This window comes from Clostridium sp. CTA-1, from assembly GCF_054768215.1.
Genome location: NZ_BAAAAP010000009.1, coordinates 69,475 through 93,209, shown reverse-complemented (window position 1 = coordinate 93,209; position 23,735 = coordinate 69,475). Strand labels below are relative to the sequence as shown.

At 26.3% G+C, this 23,735-nt stretch carries 26 protein-coding genes and 2 pseudogenes; 25 read left to right on the top strand and 3 right to left on the bottom strand.

Features of this window, described 5'->3' with window-relative positions:
- Window positions 1–114: 114 nt before the first annotated feature.
- From ACYUEW_RS09495 to ACYUEW_RS09395, 21 genes and pseudogenes are all read left to right on the top strand, one after another.
- Complete coding sequence (locus ACYUEW_RS09495; RefSeq protein WP_460276654.1) at window positions 115–648, top strand: CDP-alcohol phosphatidyltransferase family protein; 534 nt, start codon at window positions 115–117, stop codon at window positions 646–648.
- A 409-nt stretch (window positions 649–1,057) separates the two neighbouring features.
- Window positions 1,058–1,570: an RNA polymerase sigma factor gene (locus tag ACYUEW_RS09490; protein ID WP_459566335.1), complete on the top strand. Its 513-nt coding sequence runs from the start codon at window positions 1,058–1,060 to the stop codon at window positions 1,568–1,570.
- Window positions 1,567–2,010 (top strand): hypothetical protein, encoded by a 444-nt coding sequence (locus ACYUEW_RS09485; protein ID WP_216473090.1) that lies wholly within the window; start codon window positions 1,567–1,569, stop codon window positions 2,008–2,010. Before ACYUEW_RS09490 ends, ACYUEW_RS09485 begins: the two co-directional genes overlap by 4 nt.
- Complete coding sequence (locus tag ACYUEW_RS09480) at window positions 2,000–2,524, top strand: hypothetical protein (RefSeq protein ID WP_459566313.1); 525 nt, start codon at window positions 2,000–2,002, stop codon at window positions 2,522–2,524. Before ACYUEW_RS09485 ends, ACYUEW_RS09480 begins: the two co-directional genes overlap by 11 nt.
- Complete coding sequence (locus tag ACYUEW_RS09475; protein WP_459566312.1) at window positions 2,517–2,822, top strand: LiaF transmembrane domain-containing protein; 306 nt, start codon at window positions 2,517–2,519, stop codon at window positions 2,820–2,822. The genes ACYUEW_RS09480 and ACYUEW_RS09475 overlap by 8 nt, the downstream gene beginning before the upstream one ends.
- A 408-nt stretch (window positions 2,823–3,230) precedes the next feature.
- Window positions 3,231–4,163 carry a class A beta-lactamase gene (gene bla / locus ACYUEW_RS09470; RefSeq protein ID WP_460276653.1) on the top strand — a complete coding sequence of 311 codons (933 nt, stop codon included), beginning with the start codon at window positions 3,231–3,233 and terminating at the stop codon, window positions 4,161–4,163.
- Window positions 4,164–4,606: 443 nt separating this feature from the next.
- Window positions 4,607–7,312, top strand: coding sequence for an AAA domain-containing protein (locus ACYUEW_RS09465; RefSeq protein ID WP_460276652.1), 2,706 nt, complete (start codon window positions 4,607–4,609; stop codon window positions 7,310–7,312).
- Window positions 7,313–7,374: 62 nt separating this feature from the next.
- The gene (locus ACYUEW_RS09460; protein ID WP_460276651.1) at window positions 7,375–8,271 is read left to right on the top strand and encodes a hypothetical protein; all 897 of its coding nucleotides are present in this window, start codon (window positions 7,375–7,377) and stop codon (window positions 8,269–8,271) included.
- A 1-nt stretch (window position 8,272) separates the two neighbouring features.
- On the top strand, window positions 8,273–8,815 hold the full coding sequence (locus ACYUEW_RS09455; protein WP_460276650.1) for a hypothetical protein: 543 nt from the start codon (window positions 8,273–8,275) through the stop codon (window positions 8,813–8,815).
- A 658-nt stretch (window positions 8,816–9,473) separates the two neighbouring features.
- Window positions 9,474–9,749 carry a hypothetical protein gene (locus tag ACYUEW_RS09450; protein WP_460276649.1) on the top strand — a complete coding sequence of 92 codons (276 nt, stop codon included), beginning with the start codon at window positions 9,474–9,476 and terminating at the stop codon, window positions 9,747–9,749.
- A 139-nt stretch (window positions 9,750–9,888) separates the two neighbouring features.
- Entirely contained in the window at window positions 9,889–10,233 is a 345-nt protein-coding gene (locus ACYUEW_RS09445; RefSeq protein ID WP_460276648.1) for a CAAX protease, read from the top strand.
- Between the two features lie 17 nt (window positions 10,234–10,250).
- Window positions 10,251–10,709: a lysostaphin resistance A-like protein gene (locus ACYUEW_RS09440; RefSeq protein ID WP_460276647.1), complete on the top strand. Its 459-nt coding sequence runs from the start codon at window positions 10,251–10,253 to the stop codon at window positions 10,707–10,709.
- Between the two features lie 576 nt (window positions 10,710–11,285).
- Complete coding sequence (locus tag ACYUEW_RS09435; protein ID WP_460276646.1) at window positions 11,286–12,449, top strand: helix-turn-helix domain-containing protein; 1,164 nt, start codon at window positions 11,286–11,288, stop codon at window positions 12,447–12,449.
- Window positions 12,450–12,558: 109 nt separating this feature from the next.
- A complete protein-coding gene (locus ACYUEW_RS09430; RefSeq protein WP_460276645.1) occupies window positions 12,559–13,068 on the top strand; it encodes an HNH endonuclease in 510 nt (169 codons plus the stop codon).
- 502 nt (window positions 13,069–13,570) lie between these two features.
- Complete coding sequence (locus ACYUEW_RS09425; protein ID WP_460276644.1) at window positions 13,571–14,314, top strand: AAA family ATPase; 744 nt, start codon at window positions 13,571–13,573, stop codon at window positions 14,312–14,314.
- Between the two features lie 108 nt (window positions 14,315–14,422).
- Window positions 14,423–14,554 (top strand): annotated as a pseudogene (locus tag ACYUEW_RS09420) (pentapeptide repeat-containing protein); the annotation flags it as partial.
- A 535-nt stretch (window positions 14,555–15,089) separates the two neighbouring features.
- Window positions 15,090–15,620 carry a GNAT family N-acetyltransferase gene (locus tag ACYUEW_RS09415; RefSeq protein ID WP_460276643.1) on the top strand — a complete coding sequence of 177 codons (531 nt, stop codon included), beginning with the start codon at window positions 15,090–15,092 and terminating at the stop codon, window positions 15,618–15,620.
- A gap of 147 nt (window positions 15,621–15,767) precedes the next feature.
- Complete coding sequence (locus ACYUEW_RS09410; RefSeq protein ID WP_460276642.1) at window positions 15,768–16,604, top strand: MBL fold metallo-hydrolase; 837 nt, start codon at window positions 15,768–15,770, stop codon at window positions 16,602–16,604.
- Window positions 16,605–16,627: 23 nt separating this feature from the next.
- Window positions 16,628–16,861, top strand: coding sequence for a hypothetical protein (locus ACYUEW_RS09405; RefSeq protein WP_265204361.1), 234 nt, complete (start codon window positions 16,628–16,630; stop codon window positions 16,859–16,861).
- Window positions 16,822–17,244, top strand: a complete 423-nt coding sequence (locus ACYUEW_RS09400; protein ID WP_460276641.1) for a hypothetical protein — start codon at window positions 16,822–16,824, stop codon at window positions 17,242–17,244. Before ACYUEW_RS09405 ends, ACYUEW_RS09400 begins: the two co-directional genes overlap by 40 nt.
- Before the next feature lie 197 nt (window positions 17,245–17,441).
- Window positions 17,442–17,744 (top strand): Dabb family protein, encoded by a 303-nt coding sequence (locus ACYUEW_RS09395; protein WP_460276640.1) that lies wholly within the window; start codon window positions 17,442–17,444, stop codon window positions 17,742–17,744.
- A 33-nt stretch (window positions 17,745–17,777) separates the two neighbouring features.
- Here the strand turns inward: ACYUEW_RS09395 and ACYUEW_RS09390 are convergent.
- Window positions 17,778–17,915 (bottom strand): annotated as a pseudogene (locus ACYUEW_RS09390) (exonuclease); the annotation flags it as partial.
- 218 nt (window positions 17,916–18,133) lie between these two features.
- Window positions 18,134–18,532: a pyridoxamine 5'-phosphate oxidase family protein gene (locus tag ACYUEW_RS09385; RefSeq protein WP_265204144.1), complete on the bottom strand. Its 399-nt coding sequence runs from the start codon at window positions 18,530–18,532 to the stop codon at window positions 18,134–18,136.
- A gap of 283 nt (window positions 18,533–18,815) precedes the next feature.
- On the opposite strand from ACYUEW_RS09385, the gene ACYUEW_RS09380 reads away from it, so the two are divergent.
- Together ACYUEW_RS09380 and ACYUEW_RS09375 are read left to right on the top strand one after the other, a co-directional pair.
- Window positions 18,816–19,157, top strand: coding sequence for a winged helix-turn-helix transcriptional regulator (locus ACYUEW_RS09380; RefSeq protein WP_460276639.1), 342 nt, complete (start codon window positions 18,816–18,818; stop codon window positions 19,155–19,157).
- A 94-nt stretch (window positions 19,158–19,251) separates the two neighbouring features.
- On the top strand, window positions 19,252–20,409 hold the full coding sequence (locus ACYUEW_RS09375; RefSeq protein ID WP_460276638.1) for a DUF116 domain-containing protein: 1,158 nt from the start codon (window positions 19,252–19,254) through the stop codon (window positions 20,407–20,409).
- A 278-nt stretch (window positions 20,410–20,687) separates the two neighbouring features.
- Here the strand turns inward: ACYUEW_RS09375 and ACYUEW_RS09370 are convergent, their stop codons facing one another.
- Complete coding sequence (locus ACYUEW_RS09370) at window positions 20,688–21,446, bottom strand: 3'-5' exonuclease (RefSeq protein ID WP_460276637.1); 759 nt, start codon at window positions 21,444–21,446, stop codon at window positions 20,688–20,690.
- Between the two features lie 519 nt (window positions 21,447–21,965).
- Between ACYUEW_RS09370 and ACYUEW_RS09365 the strand changes: the two genes are divergently transcribed.
- Together ACYUEW_RS09365 and ACYUEW_RS09360 are read left to right on the top strand one after the other, a co-directional pair.
- Entirely contained in the window at window positions 21,966–22,673 is a 708-nt protein-coding gene (locus ACYUEW_RS09365; RefSeq protein WP_460276636.1) for a response regulator transcription factor, read from the top strand.
- A complete protein-coding gene (locus tag ACYUEW_RS09360; RefSeq protein ID WP_459566307.1) occupies window positions 22,670–23,581 on the top strand; it encodes a sensor histidine kinase in 912 nt (303 codons plus the stop codon). Before ACYUEW_RS09365 ends, ACYUEW_RS09360 begins: the two co-directional genes overlap by 4 nt.
- Window positions 23,582–23,735: the final 154 nt, after the last annotated feature.

Genomic DNA, 23,735 nt, shown 5'->3' with positions numbered 1-23,735 from the left:
TATTTTACATATTCAGTTATATATAAAATGGAGGTATGATATAATTTGCTTATGAAATAATTTATAATTGTAATCTCGTGTATAATAAAGATTTATTTTAGGTCGGGTGATGATATGAAATTACTACCAAACTGTATATCCTTTAGTAGAATAATTTTTTCTTTGACTTTAATTTATACCAAGCCATTAAGCTTAGCCTTTTACGTAATATATATGACCTGTGGATTTAGCGACATTATAGATGGATTTATCGCTAGGAAGACAGGAACAACGAGCAGTTTGGGCGCAAAGATTGATTCAGTCGCTGATATGATAATGGTAGGCGTATTATTATTTTTAATTTATCCAATTGGAAATCTTACAAATAAAATTGTAATTTGGATTATTTTAATTAGTATTATTAGATTAGCATCCATGTTTATAGCAATGAAAAAATATAAGACCTTTGGAAGTGTTCACACTTATGGAAATAAAATTACTGGCTTAGTTTTGTTCCTATTTCCTATATTTATTCCATATATTAATACAATTGTGCCAATGTATATAATTTGTTTTGTGGCAAGTATATCAGCAATTGAAGAATTGATTATTCAACTTACATCAAGTCAATTAGAATTAAATAAAAAAAGTATATTAGTAAAATTATAATAACTTACAATCTTATTATTTAATGTTTTTAAAGAGTTATTGTTATTATAATTTTAAATATATTATTTGTAATTTAGACCTATTATGTTTCTAATGGTATTTTGATATGGCAAAGTATATAAATACTGAATAAAGTTTAGGATAATAAATAGTGGACTATATCATAAGCAAATATGAAAAATAACCTTAGTCATTGATATTACGTGGCTAAGGTTATTTTTTTTAGATTTAAATATCTTATCATTTTTTAGTTATTTTAATTTTTAGATATTTAAAATCACTGCCTAAAATATATTAAAGAATAGAAATAAAAAATGTTGTTCATATAATTTTTAGTATAATTATATTAAATATTGAAGTGTTTTTTATTTCTCAATCGTTATATTAAATGTAAGGATAAAAAAGGGTGGTGACAGTTATTGAAAAAGAACAATTTGGAGATTGTATAAAACAATATGAACGGTTAATTATTACTATTTGTCTATCCTTTACAAAAAATTATTTTGATGCGGAAGATTTGGCACAGCAAACCTTTTTAGCAGCATATGAAAATTATGAAAGATTTGATGGTAACAACTTTAAAGCTTGGCTTACTACGATTGCTGCAAATAAGTGCAAGGATTATCTTAAGAGTAAAACAAGAACAAACGTTAGCTTATCAGAGAAAGAATATGAGAAGTTAAAATATCATGGAGATTCTCCCGAGGAAACAGTAGTGAAAAAGAATACTATTGAGAGAATATATAAATTATGTAATAAGTTAAAAGAGCCGTACAGAACTGTAGCCGTAAGCTATTTTTGTAAAGATATTAAACTTTCACATTTGGCAAAGGAAACTGGCAAAAGCATTAGAACCTTAGAAACACAACTTTATAGGTCAAAAAAATTACTAAAGGATTTATGGAAGGAGGAGTTTATGTGAAGCCTACATTATTTAATAAAGAAGGACATTTAACTGAAGATACAGTAAAGTTACTTAAACTTGGCACTCTTAAGGATGAAGAATTGATTTCCATATTGGAACATATTAGTGATTGCCAGGAATGTGCCAGTGTATTTGCAGACAGTTTTGATGGTGATGAACTTGCAGAAGCTCCTTTAGGGTTTGAAGAAAAAGTACAAATTAAAATAAAAGATAAGAAAAAAAGTAATATTCACTTTAGTTTTTACTGCGCTAGAGTTGCAGTTGCTGCTAGTATAGCATTGATGATGGTTTTTTCAAATGGATTAAGTTTTATAGTTAATACAAAAACAAATCATGTGAAGCCATTGGATTTAAGTTTTATAAATTCATTTAATTCGAATCTTAATACCTTTTCTGAAAAAATAATTAAAATGGAGGTTTTTAATAATGATAAATAAAAAAAGTAAGTTTTTAACTTTTGTTTTTTCAATGTTGCCTGGTGCAGGGCATATGTATATGGGATTTATGAATATGGGTGTATCTTTTATGTCTGCCTTTTTCTTTATAATATTTCTTTCTACCTGGCTTGATATAGGGCCATTATTATTTATTTTACCACTTATTTGGTTTTATTCCTTTTTTGATTGTATAAATAGATTAAGTTTAGATAATGAAGAATTTTTACTTTTAGAAGATAAGTATTTATTCTCTATTGATAAGCTATCAAAATTAGATAAAAGTATATTTGAAAAACGTAATCTTGCTGCCGGTTTAGTATTATTGATTTTAGGAGTTTATTTAATGGCAGATAATATAATGAATATTTTATCACAATATATTCCACACCAATTTCATTCTGCTATTAATAACTTTATGAGACAAACGCCTAAGATAATTATAGGAATAGCAATAATTGTTATTGGTATAAGACTTATTATAGGGAAAAAAAGGGAGTGTAAAATAGATGCTTAGGGGACGTAGAGTAGGTACATTAACTGCAGGAATTATTTTAGTTGTATTTGGTGTAATATTTTTACTAAGATTAGTTACTGCTAATATTAATATTTATTTAATAGCATCCCTTTGGCCCATTATATTAGTGCTTTTAGGAATAGAAATTATTGTAGCCTATATAATAAATAAAGAAGAAAAAATGAAATATGATTTTGGTGCAATAGTATTAGTTATTATTTTAGTATTCTTTGCTATGGGGATGGGGGTAGCAGAATTCGTAATTAACCATTTGGCGCAGTTTAAAGGAATAATTTAATATGCTAAAAAATGGTAGCATTCCAATTGATGGTTGAGCTACTATTTTTTTTGTTGTCAAAAACTAATTGGATAGAAGATGATAGATTAGTATCTATTTATGATAATAAAACTATAAAAGAACTATTGTATTATTGACTTTTCATTTTAAAAAATACTGTAGCATATATAAAGTATGCTGACAAGTGAACTTTGGGAATATCTCTATATGTGTAAAGTTATCAAATTGAACAATTGGATTTTAAATATTTATAAAATTAATGAATGAAAATATTAAAAGAGATACTCTTATTTATACATAAAACAATGAAAACATAATATATTAGATGTATAATATTGCTAAGTAGTTTTTAGGCTGATGGTATATTTATCTGTTGTAAAAGCCATTAAATAACAAAGGAGATTTGATATGAAAAAGGTGATAAATGCAAAATTCAAGGTAAATAAATTTAAAGTTGCTATACTTATGCCTCTTGTGATTTTTTCTCTTACTAGTTGTAGAAATGTAGCCACTCACAAACCTGTAAACATGAAGTCTGACGCACGATATAATTCTGCATTTTCACAACTTGAAAGTGATTATGATGTTAAACTTGGGATATATGCTTTTGATACAGAGATGAATAAAGAAGTTGCATATCATGCTGATGACAGGTTTGCCTATTGTTCTACTTTCAAAGCTTTAGCCGCTGGGGCTGTTTTAAAACAAGATTCATTAGATGAGCTTAAGCAAGTAGTTAAATATAAAAAAGAAGACGTTCTATCTTATGCTCCAATTGCAAAAGATAATGTTGATAAAGGAATGACTATTGAAGAAATTTGCAATGCAGCAGTACGTTTCAGTGATAATACAGCTGCAAACCTTTTATTTGATCATATAGGGGGACCTAGTGGCTTTAAATCAGCACTTAATCAATTAGGTGATAACGTTACGCAACCTACGCGTATAGAACCGGAACTAAACGAAGCCATACCTGGAGATATTAGGGACACTAGTACACCAAGACAATTAGCAACTGATTTGCAAGCATATACGACTGGAAATATATTAACAGATGATAAGAAAAAAATTCTTATTGATTGGATGACAGGAAATGCAACAGGCAATACATTAATTCGTGCAGGAGCACCAGATAACTGGGTAGTTGCTGACAAAAGCGGAACTGGTCCTTATGGAACGAGAAATGATATTGCTATAGTAATGCCTCCCAACAAGAAACCTATAATTATTGCAATATTATCAACTCACCATACAAAAGAGGCTAAATATGATGATAAACTAATTGCTCAAGCTTCTAAAATTGTATTCGATTCTTTTGCCACAATTGAGAATAACAATTAAAATAAGCTTGCGTATATGATAAATTAGTTTATAGATATTGCAAATATATATTATAGAAAGGCAAAAGAAAACATTGTTTAGAAGACTTTTACACCATATAAATATTAGAACAATACATAGAGAATTTATTATTTAATGAAATAACTGTTATGTTATTTGCTAGAAGTATGATTAAAAGTTAATCTATATTAATAAAAGTTATTTTTTAGATAAGAGTTAAGCATTTACAGGGAAGGTAAATAAATTATAAATACAATTGTGTAGCTAAAAGCCTATCTTAGATATTTATATGTAAGTATTTAAGAGGGGTTCTTTACTGTTTTCATATTACGTGATAAAAGTATTTTATGATATAATAATTACGTAATTATGGTAATAATGGAAAAAGTAAAAGTTAAGTTGAACCATTTAATATAAGAAGATAATAATTTGTATATGAAAAAATGATAAAAGAATATATACAATTTGCAAAAGAAGAAAAGATATTGCTAGAAATAGAAAGCGTAAAAGGTAAAAAGTTTGATATTTTTGTTCTTGATTACAATGAGGATAAAGTTTTTTATAAGTTTGCTAATAGTGGGCAAGATGGTCAAATTAAGTTTGAAAATATTATAAGATGCCGATGTAAAGATGATGAGTATGAAAAGATTTTTTGCTATAAGCAAATCGATAACGAATATAAACAAACAGATGTGAGAAATATTGTTGATAATTTATCAAAGTATTATTTTGAAATTCTTAATTTGTTGCAGTCAAAGGAACGGGAAGGAACTCCTCAATATAATTATTTTAACTCTAAAAAAAGTGTTTATAAGTTAATCTTTGATGAACTGCATAAAGATAAAGACAATCTTTTATTTTCTTATTTTACAGGAAAATTATTAGAAACAAATAAGAATGAATTTAATCAAAATAGTTCTAAAAAAGAGCATAGTTTAGAATCAATTTTACTTCTTCAGCAGTCTAATTTATCACAAAAAAAGGCTATAGAAGTAGCTTTAAATAATAAAATTTCAATTATTGAGGGGCCACCAGGAACAGGGAAAACAACTACTATATTAAGTATAATTGCAAATCAAGTAAATAAAAATAAAAAAGTGGTTGTAGTATCAAAAAATAATTCTGCTATTGATAATGTGGCAGAAGAATTGAGAGATATGCCATTTCCTGAATTATTTATTCGTTTTGGAAACCAAAAAATAATGAAAGACTTAGGAATAGGTATAAAAGATAAATTAAAAATATATGAAAAAGAAATAATAGGGATTCCAACAATTGCGTTAGAAGGAGAAAAGGAAAGATTAAATCAATTGTTTCAGGAATTAAATGAGATGGAAGAACATTTAAACCAACTAATTAGTGATAAAAATAAATTGAGTGGATTAGAAAATCAACATAGGCATTTGATGAAACGTAGAGAAGCATATCAGCTTTCTGATGAATTTATTAATAAATTTAAAAGGAAGAAATGGGATGTTAACAAAACAAAGAGAAAAATAGAATATTTATCTGATATATTGATGCAGATGTCTGATGGAAAAAGAATTAATTTCTTCAAGCGGATTATGTTATATCTGACTTTGAATGTATCGTTTGAAAATTTAGAAAGTCAGGGTATTGCTATACAAATTTCATTAGAAGAGAAATATCTAGATAATGTAATTCATATCATGAAGAAAAGGCTGGAAAATGATAATTTAGAACAGTTGCAAGAAAAAGTTCGAAATTCATATGTAGAGAAATATATAGAAATATCTAGGAAAATTTTATTGTCTACACTAAAGAAAAACTATAATGAAAAGCAGTTTGAAAATATTTTTCAAAGGATTGAGAATGAGAATGATGAAGATAGTATTATGGCAAGATACAGGAATGACATAATTGATATATATCCTGTTATTTTAACAACTGTTGATGCATTCTTATCAAATTATCATTCTTATTTTAAGACTGGTAAAAAAATAGATTGCATTATTATTGATGAAGCATCACAATGTAATATTTTATCAGCATTACCATTACTATATTTAGCCAAGCAGATTGTAGTAGTAGGTGATTGTAAACAGCTTAATGCAATTATTAATCTTTCTAAAGATACAATTAACACAAAAGTAGAAGAAAGTTATGATTATACAAAGGAAAGCTTTTTGAGCACAATTTCTAAAGCAATGAATCCTCCTTCGAATATGCTCTTAGAACACTATCGATGTGATTATATGATAATAAATTATTGTAATAAGTATTTTTATGACAATCAATTGATTATATATAAGAATGCAAAAAATGGTGCAATGAGATTGATAGATAATGATAAAGGAAAATATATAGATGTAGAAAATAAATCTTTTGTTAATAAAAGAGAAATTGTTACAATAGATTCAGCTATTCAATCTGATATACATGGGAAATTTGTAATTACACCCTTTAGTAAACAGGCACAAATTTTAAAGAAAAAATACAGTGATAGTCAATGTGGAACTATTCATACTTTTCAAGGTAAAGGTGAAAAGGAAGTATGGTTTTCTACTGTATTGAATCATACACCTGTATCAATTAATCATGTACAAGGGAAAAATAATCTTTTTAAAAAGGAATTAATTAATGTAGCTGTTTCTAGAGCAAAAGAAAGATTTATTATGGTTACAGATGTTACTTTTTTTAAACAATATAGTACAAATATGAAAAGCTTAATTGAATATATGGAAGTGTATGGAGAAATCATACCTGATAAGACAGTTTGTATTTTTGATTACTTGTATAGACAAATGAAGTCATATACTGTAATAGATAATTGCGATAATATATTCGAGAAAACAGTAAAAAATTACCTTGATGACTTCGTACAGTTGAATCCAGAATATCAACTTGTAGTAAAATTACCATTGGCTTCAGTTGTAACAGATAAAAATTTTTTAGAAAGTAATCCTGATATTAAAAGGTTTATTTTGAATAATGCTCATTTAGATTTTACAATTTATGATAGACGAATTAGAAAACCTATTGTTGCTATAGAATTAGATGGTAAATATCACAAAATGGAGGAACAAAAAGAAAGAGATAAAAAGAAGGATATTTCTTTACAACATATGAAAATAAATTTATGGAGATTAAATTCAAAAGATGCTATAACAGAAGAAGATTTTTTTTAAAGAATGGATAATTTAGTACATCAAGTTATTAGCTAATTGTATATTTACTAGGTGGTGATGTGGTGGAAATAAATAAGAAAATATTACATATAGGATTGTTTTTAATTGGAATATCATTAATTTTTACAATAGTATTTGCATCAGTTTATAAATTAGAAAACCCTGTAGTTATAAAAATGTTCATTGAAAAAAATATATATCCTAACGAAGTTAATGAAAATTCAGCTTTAGCAGATGGATTTGAATTAAAATACATAACTAACATATCAGATAATAGAAAAATTGTTAATATTAAATTTAAAGAAAAGCCAGATATTGAAGTTACGGTTTCGGATGATTCTTTGGGTTATGGGGACATGCCATTTTTTAATGACATTAATAAACAAAGTGAAAATAAATATGGAATATATGTTGTCAACACTATATATATTAGTATGAATTTAAAGAATATAGATAAGAAATTTAATGAAATTGAACTTAATAATGTTAAAGTAACTTTTAATGATGGAAGTACATTAAATGCTAATTTAGGCAGGATAATACTGCATAAGGATGAAAGTAATTTTAAGGATATAGATCATATTGGTTCAAGTGGATCATCTGATTGTGAATTCTCCTCAGAAAAAAGGCTTAAAAAAAATATAAAATTACTAAAAGTTGATACTCCATTATTAGATTGTATAAAAGATTGGTTTAATATTTCTATAGACAGCATTGATTACAAAAATATTTCAGGAACTGAACATGGAAAAGATAAGGTATTAAGTATTTATTCTAAGTTTAAAACTCCAAAATCTATATCTGAAAAATACAGCTATTATGATATAAATCCTAAATTGTATTACGAAGACAATAAAGGAAATAGGTCATATACTTCCATAGATCACATTAGTCATACCCCTGACAGTTTTGATTTTATAGGAATATTTAAGTATTTAAAATTAAGGGGTGTGATTTAGTATGGAAAATGGATACAAAAAAATATTGTGGGGGATTTTTATCATCACATTCAATATAAATTTAGGAATAATAAAGATATTGCCACCCTTTATAGGCTTTATAATTATTTTAAGTGGAATAAGTTCTTTATATAAAGAAACCCAAATAGAGTCTTTTAATAAGGCTAAAACTTTTGCAATTATTTTAAGCATTGTAACCTTTATAGGGGAGATCATGAGATTTTTTTCAATTGAATTAAGTAGTTTTTTTATATTTAATGGGGTATGTATAGTTTTTTCAAAGATTATAGAACTTCTTATGTTTTATAAGTTATTTGATGGCTCAATTGAATATTTAAATTATAATAATCAATGTGATTTGGCTTGTGAAAATATAAAAAAACTAAGATTTTACATTATAGCTTCAGTAATTAATATTATATTTTTAAATCTTACATTGATATCTAATATTAAAATTTTGAATATTATAGTACTTGTAATGTTAATTATTTTACGTACCTATTTGATGATGTCAATTTGTAGGCTTAAAAATGTAGTTGTTTAAGAGCTTAAAACTAAATAGATACTGAAAAATATATTTATAAGGATATAATAAAATTTTAGAGCACTTAATAACTTTATTAGTTCAACTGCAATTTATTTTAGAGGATAGATAATAGATTAGAGAAAAAAAGGTAAAGTTCGATGGAAAAATTACGTAAAATATACTAAGAAAAAAATTAAAAGTAATATTTTAGAAAATATTTAATAGTAAAATATTAGCTATTAATATGAAGGTGATGATTCAATGATTTTAAAGAAATCATGGTTTTATATAATTATATATGCTGTTATTTTTCTTACATTCATGTATTTAGATAATTCAATAGTTAAACAACCAAAGCTGACTTAGTATGTATTCTTAATCTCTATGACTTTTATGATAATAACATCAGTTATTGTAATTATACTGTCATTTACGGAAAAGAAAGCAAGTGAAGAATTATTGAAGGTATTTAGTTCGGCTTGTTTTATACTTTCAATTTGTTTAGCTGTTTTTTCTTCAGGATGGCTAGGATTAATTTTATTAATACAGTATGGAAATTAAAAAAAGTACAAAATAGGCATTGAATGATTATACTTTAGAAAGTATGTATTAGCAGTGATCTTTTATATAATAAGATCATAATCATTCTAAATAATATAATTAGGAGAATTACATAATGAAAGAAGCAATTTATTATATTATAGCTATGAGTATATCTGGTTTAATATTTATGAATATTTCAACTAAACTTAGATGGAGTGAAAAATTATGGAGTTTTTTTAATAAGAAAATTAAGCCTAATTATAATGTTGCTATATGGATTTTAATATCGACTCTTATACAAGGGTTTTTGGCAGATGTAATAGGAACAATATCTATAATTAGCAAAATTATTTTAGGTCTTACTATGGGATTTTTCTTTGCATTTATGCCAAATTTAGAAAAAAAATAAATTTTATCCTTTAAAATTGAATATGAATTTTTAGTGTTGAAACATCTATAAGAGATACTGTAATGTGAAAAGTTTGTAATTTTATTTATTACTATGTTATTTATATTGAAAATAATTTGGGGATGTAGGTGATTGTTTTATGGAAAGTAAATTAAGTAATAGAAGTTTTCAATTGTCTATATTAGGTGCTTTGGCAATAATAATATATGGTTTTATAATACAGTTTCTTGTTAGTATTCCTTTTCAAATCCTATCAGAAATTATGTATGTTAATTCTCATAAAGTTTTAGAATTAGTTGTAGAGATGCTAAATGATTTAATTCCAAAGGCTGTAATGTTAATTTTTATTTTAAGGAAAATAAGAGAATATTATAAAGACAATTTTAAAATAAAATACATTGAAAAATTTAATTTTAAACTATTATTATGTACAGTTTTTTTAATGTTAGGACTTTTTTTTGGTTACAAAGTTCTATGGAGATAATAGTAGGAAAAATACCTATGCCAGAATCTTTTGAAAAGATATTTGAAGAAATATCTGAAAATCCTTATGTAATGGTTATTTCACTTATAATAATAGCGCCTATTTTTGAAGAAATACTTATGAGAGGGATTATTTTAGAAGGATTTTTAAATAAATATAAACCAGCAACTGCTATAATTGCTTCAGCACTTATATTCGGAGCAATGCACTTAAATATTCCTCAGTTTATTAATGCTACAATTATAGGAATATTTTTGGAAATGTTATATTACAAAACAAGATCTTTAGCATTATGTATAGTGGCTCATATGTTAAATAATGCAATAGCTAGTTTAGTTATTCAGCTTAATGCTATAAGTTTTTTTATAGGTGCAATAATTTTTATAATATCAGGAATATTTTTTCAAAGATATATTAGAGAATTAAAATGTGTTGATATTAATTTTGAAGAGAATAGTATATCATCAAAGGGGTAATTTTTTTATTTATTAAATATGATTACAATATTTTGTTTATAAAGGATTCATATTAAATGTTATAAATAAAATATTGTATTATACCATATATAAAAATAATGGAAAATGAGAAGTAGTGAGATACAAAATCTCTACTATTTTATTAATAGTAAGGTTAATAATTCATTATAAAAATAATAATTTAAAGGAGTAGAAAAAAATTTTCTACTCCTTATTAAAAGTTTCAAAACTTATAAGTCTTGAAACTTTTAATAAGGCATATTATGTTGAATATATTTTTCATTATATTGAATATTTAAATAGAATGTACTTAATACAGTAGAGAGTCTGGAACTACTCCTATTATTTATAATAGTTTGTACAAAGCCTCCTTAGATTTGATTTTGATGAAGAAGTACAAAAGTATTTCATAAATTATAAATATCTCACAATTTTTAATAGTGAAGATTAATTATATTTTACTTAAGTTACAGTTAAAATTTGGTTGAATTTCAAGGGGATATTTGGAATAATTATAATATGCTTAAGGAACATATCTTTTTTATATTAAAATTTAATCAAAATGGAGATGATTATATGTTAATAGTAATTGAAAGAGAAAAATTATATGAAGAAGTTTGGAGTATAAAGATGAAGGAGCTAGCAAAGTTGTATGGAATTTCAGAAGCTACTCTAAGAAAATATTGTAGAAAATTAAATGTACCATTTCCGCAGAGTGGATATTGGATTAAAGTTAGAAATGGAAGTAATCCTAAAAAGGTAAATTTACCACAGTTTGATGGAGAGGATAAAATGGTTATACAAAAGCATGAATATAATAATCAGTATAGCTATACCAAGGAGAACAGACTAAAATATATGACAGAAGAAAAGAAAAATAAGATTTTAGAGTTTTGTAATAATATAAAAGTGCTGAAAAGTTTATATAAGCCTCATCAACTTATTAAGGAAATTAAATTTTACAATGACAAAAGAGATATGATAAGAGATGGGAGAGCTAATAATTTAAATATGAAAGTATCAAGTGAGTTGAAGAATAGAGCTATTAGGATAATTGACAGTATCTTTAAAAGTTCAGAAAAACTAGGATTTAAGATAAAAAGTAAGGATAAAGATACTAGAATATGTGTAGGCAATGAAGAAGTTAGAATAGGATTGAAAGAAAAACTTATTAGAGTTGAGCATATTAAGACTGATAAAGATTCATATTGGGATCCTAAATATGATTATAATTACTCTGGTGAATTATTATTATTTATTGATGAATATTATGCTCCAAGAAAAAATTGGAGAGATCTAGATAATATCAAATTAGAAAATATGGTGGGGGACTTTATTATTGCTGTTATTGACACAGCTGAGATTCTTAGAATCCAACAAGAGAAGGTAAAAATAGAAGCTGAAATAATAAAGAAAAAGAAAATAGAACAAGAGAAGTTGAAAAAGAAACAAGATTATGAAATGAAAAGGAGTAAGGAATTGAAGATTTGTGCTGAAAATTATATATTATCAACTAAAATAGATGAGTACATAAATACATTAGAAAAAGAACTAACCAATATTATAGACAAAGAGAAAAGAATTAAAATTTCTAAATATATAGAATGGGCAAAGGAAAAATCAGAATGGATAAATCCTATTATTCAAAAAGAAGATAAAGTACTTGGAAAGAAATATGACGATACATTATATGATATTGAGTACAAAGATGATGAGGATTATTTATGTATATATGATTAGGAATTCTCTATTATTTAATAATATATGTAACTATAATTATTAGGTAAAAAAATAATATCAAATGGTGTAAAAAGTTTTATGCTAACTAAGATTTTAGGAGGATATTAATATGAAAAGAGAAAAAATTAAAACTCCAAAAGAGGAAATTGTGAATTATTGGTTTTCTAGAGTAGATGAATGTAGATTAAGTGTAGATGCATCTGAGGCACATGAAAGATGCTGGAGATGCGGATGTAAAAAATCATTGGAAAGATGTCATATTATTCCACACTCTTCAGGAGGTGAGGATAAACCTTCAAATCTTGTGCTACTTTGTCACAGATGTCATTTAGAAAATCCTAATGTCACAGATCCAGAGATTATGTGGGATTGGCTTAGTGCATATGGGACGACATTTTATGACACATTTTGGGCAATACAAGGGATAAAAGAATATGAATTTATATATAATAAATCATTGAAAGAGGAGTTTGAAGTAAGAAATATAAAGGATATTAATAAGTTTAAAGAAATAGTTACAGAGCAAATCGAGAAAACAACATTTCATTATGGTCACCCTTATCTAAATTCAGCAACATTAGCAGGAGTTATTAGAAGTGTATTAAAAAAGTATAAATAATAGTTGTTGTATGTTGAAAATATTAGGAATATTATTAAAAAGCTAAAGAGCATTTGGATCCTGATAAAGATAAGAAATTTTTAGACATTCAATTGAATTTTTACTTAAGCCACATTTGGGGATAGTTGTTTTTGAGAAAAACTTAAAATATTTTTGATTTTTTTAGTTTTCCCTAGTGTGTTTTCTTCTAAAGTATCATATAATTCATGATATATATTCATTGGCAAATTTTTTCAAAAATTTGCGACTCGTTTTGGCAAGCATCATTATGCCCAACAAATAAGCCGCTTTTTTCTAGGCCTACAAAGAGATTATCTAGTCCCAATATTAGTTAAAATATACCCTGCAGATAGGCTTATTTTATCTATTACAGAAAATGGTCATTTGAAGTTAGAAAACATGATATAATTACTATTAGTTAAGGTAAATAAGGTATAATGCCTTGTTGCTATTAACATTTTGTATTTAATTCTTATTTATATCATTTGTGGAGGTGCAACAAATGAATTTAACGAAATGGGATCAATATTTAAGATATATTGAATTATGCAGAGAAAGAATACAGTCATTTTCTGAATATCCATATTGCTTATCAGCAATAAAAGATTTATCTAGAATAGAGTTTCATCCCAAAGTGACATATATTGTAGGTGAAAATGGTACTGGTAAATCAACAATACTTGAAGCTATTGCTATAGCATGTGGTTTTAATCCAGAAGGTGGAACTAGAAATTTTAATTTTTCAACAAATGATACTCATTCAGATCTATATAAAAACCTTAAATTGGTTAGAGGAGTTAAAAGACCATACGATGGTTTTTTTCTAAGAGCAGAAAGCTTCTATAATGTGGCTACAAATATAGATGAAATATATGAAATAGATGATTTAGATCCATATGGGGGAGTATCACTACATTCACAGTCTCATGGAGAATCTTTTTTATCAGTTATTAGAAATAGATTTAGCGGAAGCGGTTTATATATTTTGGATGAGCCAGAAGCAGCATTGTCCCCATCAAGGCAAATGTCTATGCTTGTTATAATGCATGAATTAATACAGAAAAATTCTCAATTTATAATAGCTACTCATTCTCCTATAATAATGTCTTATCCAGATTCAATCATTTATGAATTAAGCGATGGTATAAAAGAAGTAATGTATAAGGATACTGAACATTATAAAATCACAAGAAATTTCCTTGATAAACCTGAAAAAATGCTAAAAATACTTTTATCTGAAGAGTAAATCCCTTTATTGAATTGTATTACCATTACCAGAAATAATATTTTTGAAAGGGAAGTGTGGTTTTTTAAAGGAGTATATTACTTACATAATTTTTATTGAAAGGAAGTTAATAAAGCTAAAATGACAGATATTGCTTTTGAGTATATAAATCTCACCGAGGTATCTATAACTGAAGCCAAATTGAAGAGAGTAGAAGCAAAAAACTCCCACTTTATTAAAAACAACTTCTTCAAAACAATTGGGGAATCATTGTTGAGCAGTAATTAGATTAATTTTCATTGCGAAACTATACAGGTTATGAGCAAAACATTTAATCGATATAATTTATACTTGAACGCACTAAATAAAATATGCTTTATGTAGAAGCAGGATAGCTTTGCCTTGATTGGCTGAGCCATCCTGCTTTTTCACCATCTTTATGTGAATATATGTCATATAATTATGCTATTTAATTCGATGATACTGAGGATTATGCCAAGAAGAACTGAGGAACACTGTTCGCCGCTAGTATATTGTGGATAATAAAAACAGATGAAGTTTTATATAATGACGCAAATTGAAATTTAGGCGACGTAACTATTGAATATGAAAATATGAATAATGTCATTTGATAATTGAATAATGTGGTGTGAAAAGATGAAGTGATTTTACATTTATTTTCAAGAAAGTGTAAGGTTAAATCATGTAAATATGATATAATTACTACAATATAATATAAAAATAGTAATATACTGTAAAATACAGATTATTTATATAATAGGGGGAAAATTTAAAAATGAATAATAAAAAATCTAATGAGATTTACACTAAAAGATTACTTTTGAGAAAATTTCAGATTTGTGATTTTGAAGATTATTATGATATTTTAAAGCAAGAAGAAGTTAGTATGTGGCTTGGGACCGGAAAAAGAAAAAGTCTAGATGATGTTATACGTATAATGAAAAATTTTGAAAAACATTGGGTTGAAAATAATTATGGTGTTTGGGCTGTAACAAATAGAGAGACTAATAAACTCATAGGTCAGTGTGGATTTAATATTCTTGAAGATACAAAAGAAACAGAATTGTTATATGCTTTTGATTCTAAGTTCTGGGGAAAGGGTTATGCCACTGAAGCTTCAATGGCTGCAATTGAATTTTTATCTGAAAACTTTAAACTAAATCATGTAGTTGCATTAGTCTATCCCAATAATAATAGATCAAGTAATGTTATTAAGAAAATAGGATTTCAATATAAAGGAATAGAGGAACATTTTGGAGTAGAATTATTATATTATAAATTAAAATTAGATAAATCGTCGTTTTAATAAATTAATATAAACGTATAGAGTGTAATACATAACTTTCTTATCCTCCATAAATAGTGTATAGCAAATATGGTACAATAAGGTATAATGAAATTGAAAAATTAGACAAAATAAAATTTGTTGATATTTCATAAAGGAGAGCTATTTATGAAGTTAATTGCACTTATAGAAAACAAATCTAACTCTGAACTCATAGGAGAACATGGACTAGCTATTTATATTGAATATAATAATAAGCGCTATCTTTTAGATACAGGAGCATCAAATACTTTTATTGACAATGCTCTAAAGCTAGGTGTGGATTTGAGCATGATAGATGCCGCAATTCTTTCCCATAGTCACTATGACCACTCTGGTGGTTATAATGGTTTTTTTGATAGAAATAAGAAAGCTAATGTGTATGTTAGAAAGGAAGCCAAGGAATTATGTTATGGTAAAATAGGACCATTTAAGCGCTATATTGGTATCCCAAAAGGTATTTTAGATAAGTATGCAGATAGGTTTATTTATGTACATGAAGATTATAAAATTGATGAGGGCGTGCATCTTATATCACACAAAACTGATAATCTAGAAGTTAGAGGTAAAAAAGCTCATATGTATCGTATGACAAAGAATGGATTAAAGCCTGATGATTTTCATCATGAGCAAAGCTTAGTGTTTGACACTGATGATGGTTTGGTAATTATAAATAGTTGTTCTCACGGTGGTATAAATAATATTGTGGAAGAAGTAAAGGCCACTTTTCAAGGTAAGAAAGTCTTAGCAGTTATTGGAGGATTTCATTTAATGGGACTTACCGGTACAAGTTCTATGAGTATTAAAGCTGAAGAAGTTAAAGCCCTTGGGAATAGGTTGGTTGATTTGGGAGTAGAGCATATTTATACTTGTCATTGTACTGGAGAGCCAGCTTATAAGATACTGAAAAAAACATTGGGTGAGAGAGTAGAATATTTTAGCACTGGAACTGTTGTAGAACTGTAAATAAATTTATAGGAGAGGGAAATATGAATAAAAAATCAGGATTTTATTCGGCGATGGCAGTGACTATTACAACTTTTTTGTTTGCTGTAGGAATGATTATTGGTAATGATACAGCTTCTTATTTTGTTTGCATGTTATTGTCATGGGGGTATATTTTGCTAACCTGTAGTTTTGCAGTAGAAGTTACTCATGAAAGGAAAGCACTTGCATATGGGGAATGGCATTTGCTTGTCTTTATGGTGTATTTATTAATTTAGTATATTTTACACAACTAACTACAGTTGCAAATAAAACTGAATCTACTGAAGTTTTAAAGATTCTATCATATCAATCATTAGGTAGTTTAATGTTTAATTTGGATTTATTTGGATACGGAATGATGGCAATTTCAACTTTGTTAATTGGCATAGCAATTAACCCTAAAAACAAATCTGATAAATGGTTAAAGGCTCTTTTGATGATACATGGAATATTTGCTCCTGGCCGTGTAATAATGCCAATGCTAAATATTTTCAATTCTCATATGGGCGCTAGTGGAGATTTTATTGGCATAATTGTGTTGCTTATATGGTGCATATATTTTATTCCAATTGGAATTCTTTCCACTGTGCACTTTAAGAAAAATAATGTGAATTCATAAATAAAGTTTACATTATTTTAGTAGGATTAACTGAAGTTTTGTAATAATACCCACAGAATGGAAATAAATCATAAATAAGATTTGTTTAGGCTGGATATATTCTATATAATATAAAATATATAAGAAAGATATTTTAAAATTATATTTTAGAAGGTATATAATAAAGTATAGCAAAATTAAATGAAGAGGTGAAAAATTTGATTAAACATATTGTAATGTGGAAACTAAAAGAATTTGCTGAAGGAAAATCAAAATTAGAAAATGCTAATAAAATAAAAATGAGTTTAGAAGATTTACAAAATAAAATTGACACACTTAAGTTAATTGAAGTTGGCGTAAACATTAATAATTCTAAACAAGCATATGATGTTGTTTTATATTCAGAATTTGAAAATTTAGAAGATTTAAATTTATATCAAAATCATCCTGATCATTTAAAGGTTGGAGAATTTATTAATAAGATTAAAGAGGAAAGAATAGTTACAGACTATGAGGTATAAAATAATAATTTAAAAAGAGTAGAAAAAATTTAGCTACTCTTTTTTTGTTTTATTATGAGATTCAATTTGAAATTGATTGGTTTTTCCCATTATATAAGCTAATTTAATCATATCTCGTTCTTGCAAGGTGAGTTTTGTATTGAACATTTTTTCAAATTGTTTAAAGAGACTTCCATAAGAGGTTTTTCTTTAATGCAAATTTGCTTTTTATAACATAGAGAATAAAGTGAAAAATTATAAGATAGATACTTTTTATAATAAAGAAAATAAAAAGTTAATTAATAATTTTAAATAATAAAAAGAATCATTAATTTTGCATGGCCAGTATTTATAAGCTGTATTATTGTTTACAACTGACAAAATCTTAATTTTGTTACTACATTTTAGGGTTAAATAACAATTTTTTTAAAATTACCTGTCATGTCTGCAATCTCAGCCACCGCATCATCAATATAAACTATTCCTAATACCATTCCAGTTTTATCATTATACATCTTCTTTAATTTTGGCATTGCAGTAAATGCTGCATCTAACGCTTCCACCCTATCATCAACGACTACTTTTCCACTGATACGCATCCACTCTCCCTTAGGACTACAAGTACAAATTTCAACATTAGGATTTACCAAGATCTGCTGAAAAGACTTTTTATGTTTTCCAATTCCAAAATAAAGTTTCCCATCAAATTCCATAGAAAACCCAAAAGGTCTCACCTTTGGCTTATCGCCTTCAACAGTTGCAAAATAGAATACCGGATTTTCCTTCAAAAAATTCATTACTTCTTCCATGATATTACCTCCATATTGTCTTATTAATTTATATATAACAAGAGTTCTTTCAATAGCAAAGCTATATTTTGAACTTTTGTTATGTATTATCCTGTTCACAAAAATCAGGTATTAAATCCTTCGTTTATTTTGATATCAGCAAACACCTGTTTTAAGTTTTGTTTTAGTATTTACTCTTTTTTTATTATCTGATATGATTATACTGCTAATGGTAAAATATTTCAATTACGCAAAAAAATGTGAGTAAGTAAGCGAAATAAAACCAAGTAAGGAGGAGAAAACTATGTCAGAGAATACAAATAACTGTCCCTGTAAGGATAAATGTCCACTAGAAGCAACAATGGAATTAATCGGTGGAAAATGGAAAGTGCAAATTCTATGCTCATTATATAGTGATGGAGCAACACGTTATAATGTATTAAAAAGGAAACTTAAGGGGATTTCAAATACAATGTTAGCCAGTTCATTAAAAGAACTGCAGCAAGCTGGCCTGATTATTCGAGAACAATTTATGGAAATACCCCTTCGTGTTGAATATAAAACTACCGACGCATGCAAAGAATTAATACCAATTCTAGGTAAGCTTGCAATATGGGGAATGAAACTAAAACCAATGGACGAATAATTTATAAAAATATAATAGAGACTTGAGTTTTTATTTGCATTTATTATAAGTTTATATATTATAGTAATAAGAGAATAAATACTTTGATTGGAGTGTGAAAAAGAATTTAATGAAAGAAATTATAACTTATATATTATGCAATAAAGATAAAAACTCTAATAGATATTATCAAGATGTATCAATTTTTACAGATGAAGTGATAAGCAAAATATATAATGAAAGTAATAATTGGATAAATGATATTAAAAAATTTATATTAAAAAATAATATAGAAAAATTAAGAAGTAATGCAGAGTATTTACTTGAACTACTTATGTTAGGTGTATTATGGAGATGTTATGTAAATAAAGCAATTTTATTAAAAAACACACCTAAAAATATCCTTATAAAATTATCTAAATTAAGAGAAAAAGAGAATATGAAAAAGTCGTCAGATTTTTTTAGAGGTATTTTAGAAACATTATTTTTATATAAAAATAGTAGTCATAAGGTAGATTATACATTAGATAATGTAAAAAAGTTAATTCAGTGGTTATCAGCTACAGGTGAGTTTAAACAAGAAGTCAAAAGATTAGAAAGATGGGAAAAATTTTTATCTAATAAATCAGAAGATGAAATTAAGAATTTTTTATTGTTAATAACAAATTTAGGTGAATGGTTTGAAGTAAGAAGCCAGGAAGTATTAGGTATTTATACTAAAAATGTTAATGAGTTTCATAATTCTACTTATAAAAAACATAAATGGAAAGAAGATTATATATATTGTGGACGTAAAAGAGTAGAATATCATTTAAATATGGTAGGAGCCGATATATTAAATAGAGCTTATAGAGAGGAATTTTTAAAAACCAAAGAAAAAAGATTGCTTTTGCCAGCTTGTATGAGACTAAATTTTAATAATTGCAAAGCTTACAAAACTAAAAATGGATATGTATGCAAAAATTGTACAAAATCCTGTAAGGTTAATGAGTATACAAAATTAGGGGAAAAATATAATTTTGAAGTTTATATTATTCCTCATGAATCATCTGCATTTGTAAAAGAAAAAATTAAAAGAGATTATACAGGGATAATAGGTGTAGCTTGTGTTCTTAACCTTATTTCAGGTGGATGGAAAGCAAAAGAGTTAGGATTTATTCCACAATGTGTATTGTTAGATTATTGTGGATGTAAGAATCATTGGCATGAAAAAGGAATTGTTACTGATATAAATAGTGATAGATTATTATATATTATTGGTATAGAAAAATAAGTATAGGAATAAACAGATTTCTAAGCTTCAGAGGGAGTTTTACCCCCACTAAAGCCCAGGGACGTAACCGCTCTTTACTCCCACTTTGAAGAGGATGGAAGTAGTAGAGTTGGTAGTTATTGAATAGAGTTAGAAATTGTAATAATTAATAATATTTTATATGATTAGCTATTAGGGTGAAATTTGTAAATGGGAATTATTATATTAATTTATCGTTAGTACAATATATAAGTTATAAAATAATAATTTAAAAAGAGTAGAAAAATTTATCTGCTCTCTTATTTCTTTGTTTTATCAGGGGAATTAATTTGAAATTGATTGGTTTTTCCCATCATATAAGCTAATTTAATCATATCTTGTTCTTGCAAGGTGAGTTTTGTATTGAACATTTTTTCAAATTGTTTAAAGAGACTTACTGTGTCTATTTTTGTTTTTGTATTTTTATGTCTACAAGTAGTTGTATTATTCATTGGTCTATATATTTTAGTTTTTATCTTTTCTGAGTAGATTTTTTTAAAAACTTCAGCAGTATAAAAAGCATCATTAAAAGCATTATGAAAATCATTATTTTTAGTTATATGGAATAATTCAACAGCATTACTAAGTCCAACATTGATAGATTTAGGATAGTTTAAATATTTACATGCATAGGCTTGAACATTTATGTATTCTTTAGGGATAGATTTAGTATCTAATTTGTAATATACTATATTTCTAAATAACTCTTTCATATCAGTCATGCCCCAGATGCAGAAGATATTCTTATCTTTATCTAAAAACTTCAAAAAATCTTTGTAGACTTCCCTAAAAGGTTTTGCTTTATTTAAAGAATCCATCGTTAAGTTAGTAAGATTTTTTACAAAAGGATTTAAATCTAAATATATCTCAGGTTTTACTAATGCATTAAAAGTATCAATGGTAGTGAAATTTTCATTAAGCTTTATAGCTCCTATCTGAATTATTTCAAAAGGACATTTAATTTCAAAGTGGTTATTATATCCCTGATTAAATTCTAAATCAAATATTATATAGTTCATAATTCATCTCCTAAAATATCAGTTATATTTAGTATTTTATGTTGTATTTGTATAAATATTTATTACTATAATAACACAAAAGAAGAAGTTAATTACAACAGTCCTTACAACTATTTTTCTAATTGGTCATGGAACTATAAAAGACCCATGATATTATGTTTTTCTCAAAGTAGAAAATATTACCAACTTATTGTAGGTGTAACTGGAATGCCTTATGGTGATACTGATATTTATGATAACGGTCTAGCCGGTAATTTAGATATGCATTTCTACAATAGTGTAGGACATTCAAATCCTGCAATAGATTAAATATACCAATCTAATGTATTAAAAGCAAATGGACAATAGTTTTTAGTGTGTTTAATTCACATATAGAAAAATATTTTACTATTTTGTATAATTGTAATAGGCTTTTGTGATTTTTTATACATAGGTAACTTATATAAATAATCATAAAAATATTATGAAAGGAAAAAGTATAATAAATTTTAATATAGACTTATTATACAAAGTGATATTATGGAAAAACTAAATATATTAATTGTAGAAGATGATGTTAATATAAATAATATGATAAAGGAATCCTTAATAAAGGAAGGATATGATGCAGGACAAGCTTCTAATGGACTTGAAGCTGTGGAAAAATTCCAAGGTGAAGAGTATCATATGGTAATTATGGATGTTATGATGCCAGTTATGGATGGTATTGAGGCAATGAGAAGAATTAGAGAAAAAAGCAAAGTCCCAATTATAATACTTTCTGCAAAGGGAGAAGATAGTGATAAAATAATAGGGCTTGGTATGGGAGCAGATGATTATATCGTAAAACCATTTTCGGTACCAGAGCTTATAGCAAGAGTTAAATCCAATATAAGAAGAGCCATTTATTATAATGAAATTAGCGCTAACAATGAAGATAAAATATATCAGTATGGTGATGTAAAATTTAATATGAATAAATATATAGTTACCAAAGGAGGAAGTGAACTTACTCTTACTGCAAAGGAAATGAAAATTCTTAAGCTTTTCTTTGAAAATCCAAACAGAGTATTTACCAAAGTTCAGATATATGACAGTGTATGGGGAGAAGAATTTTTATCAGATTATAATACGGTAACAGTACATATGAGAAGACTTAGAAGTAAAATTGAGGATGACCCTAAGAACCCTAAACTTATAGAAACTGTTTGGGGGATAGGATACAAATTAACAGGTGATAGAAAATGAATTGGTTATTAATAATTATTATAATAATATTATCTATACTATTATTAAATGATAAAATAAAAACTAAAAGGATTACTGCAAAATTAAAAAAGATTCTTAAAGAAAATTCAAGGGAAAGAATAAAGTTTTATAATTTAAGTGGAAATAAGAAAGAACTTGTTAGAGAAATTAATATTTTTCTTGATAAATATGAGAGTATTTCTATTGATAATAAAAATTATAAGGATCATCACCAAAAAATGATTTCAAATATTTCTCATGATATAAGAACTCCACTTACTGCTCTTATGGGATATGTTGATCTTCTTTCAGATAATTCTATTACAAAAGAAAAGAGAGAAGAATATGTTAGCATTATTAAAGAAAGAGGTACTGCTTTAAAAGATCTTATGGAAGAGTTTTTTCAAGTGGCAAAGCTTGAATGTAATGATGTGGACATAACTATTGAAAAATTTAATATATCCGAAATAGTAAGAAAGAATATAATTACTTTTATGAATGAAATAAATGAGAGAAATATAACTCCTGAGATAAACATAGGTGATGAAGAGATTTTTGCTTTAGGAGATAAAAACTATATGAGCAGAATCATAACAAATCTAATTTCAAATAGTTTAAAATATGGATATGAAGGAAAAGTTATTGGTATCGATTTAAAGGAAGATAATAAATGGGTAATTCTTAGCATATGGGATAAAGGAAAAGGTATTGATAAAAATGAGCTTCCTTATATCTTTGATAGATTATATACCGGGGAGAAGTCTAGAAATAGAAACCTTCAAGGCAGCGGTCTTGGACTTAGTATAGTAAAAAATATGCTTCAGCATATGAATGGAAGTATAACTGCAAAAAGCATACCTTATGAGAAAACTATATTTATAGTAAAGATTCCAAAAGGTAACAGTTAAAATTGGCTGAAGATGCTAGAAACATTAGGTTAAATTCACTAAAGTATTGTATGATTTTTTATACAATATTTAATAAGTATCAAAAAAGCATTTAATTTAATAAATTTGTAATAATTACGTAGCTTGGATTTAAGGATTAGCCCTTATTATGAAT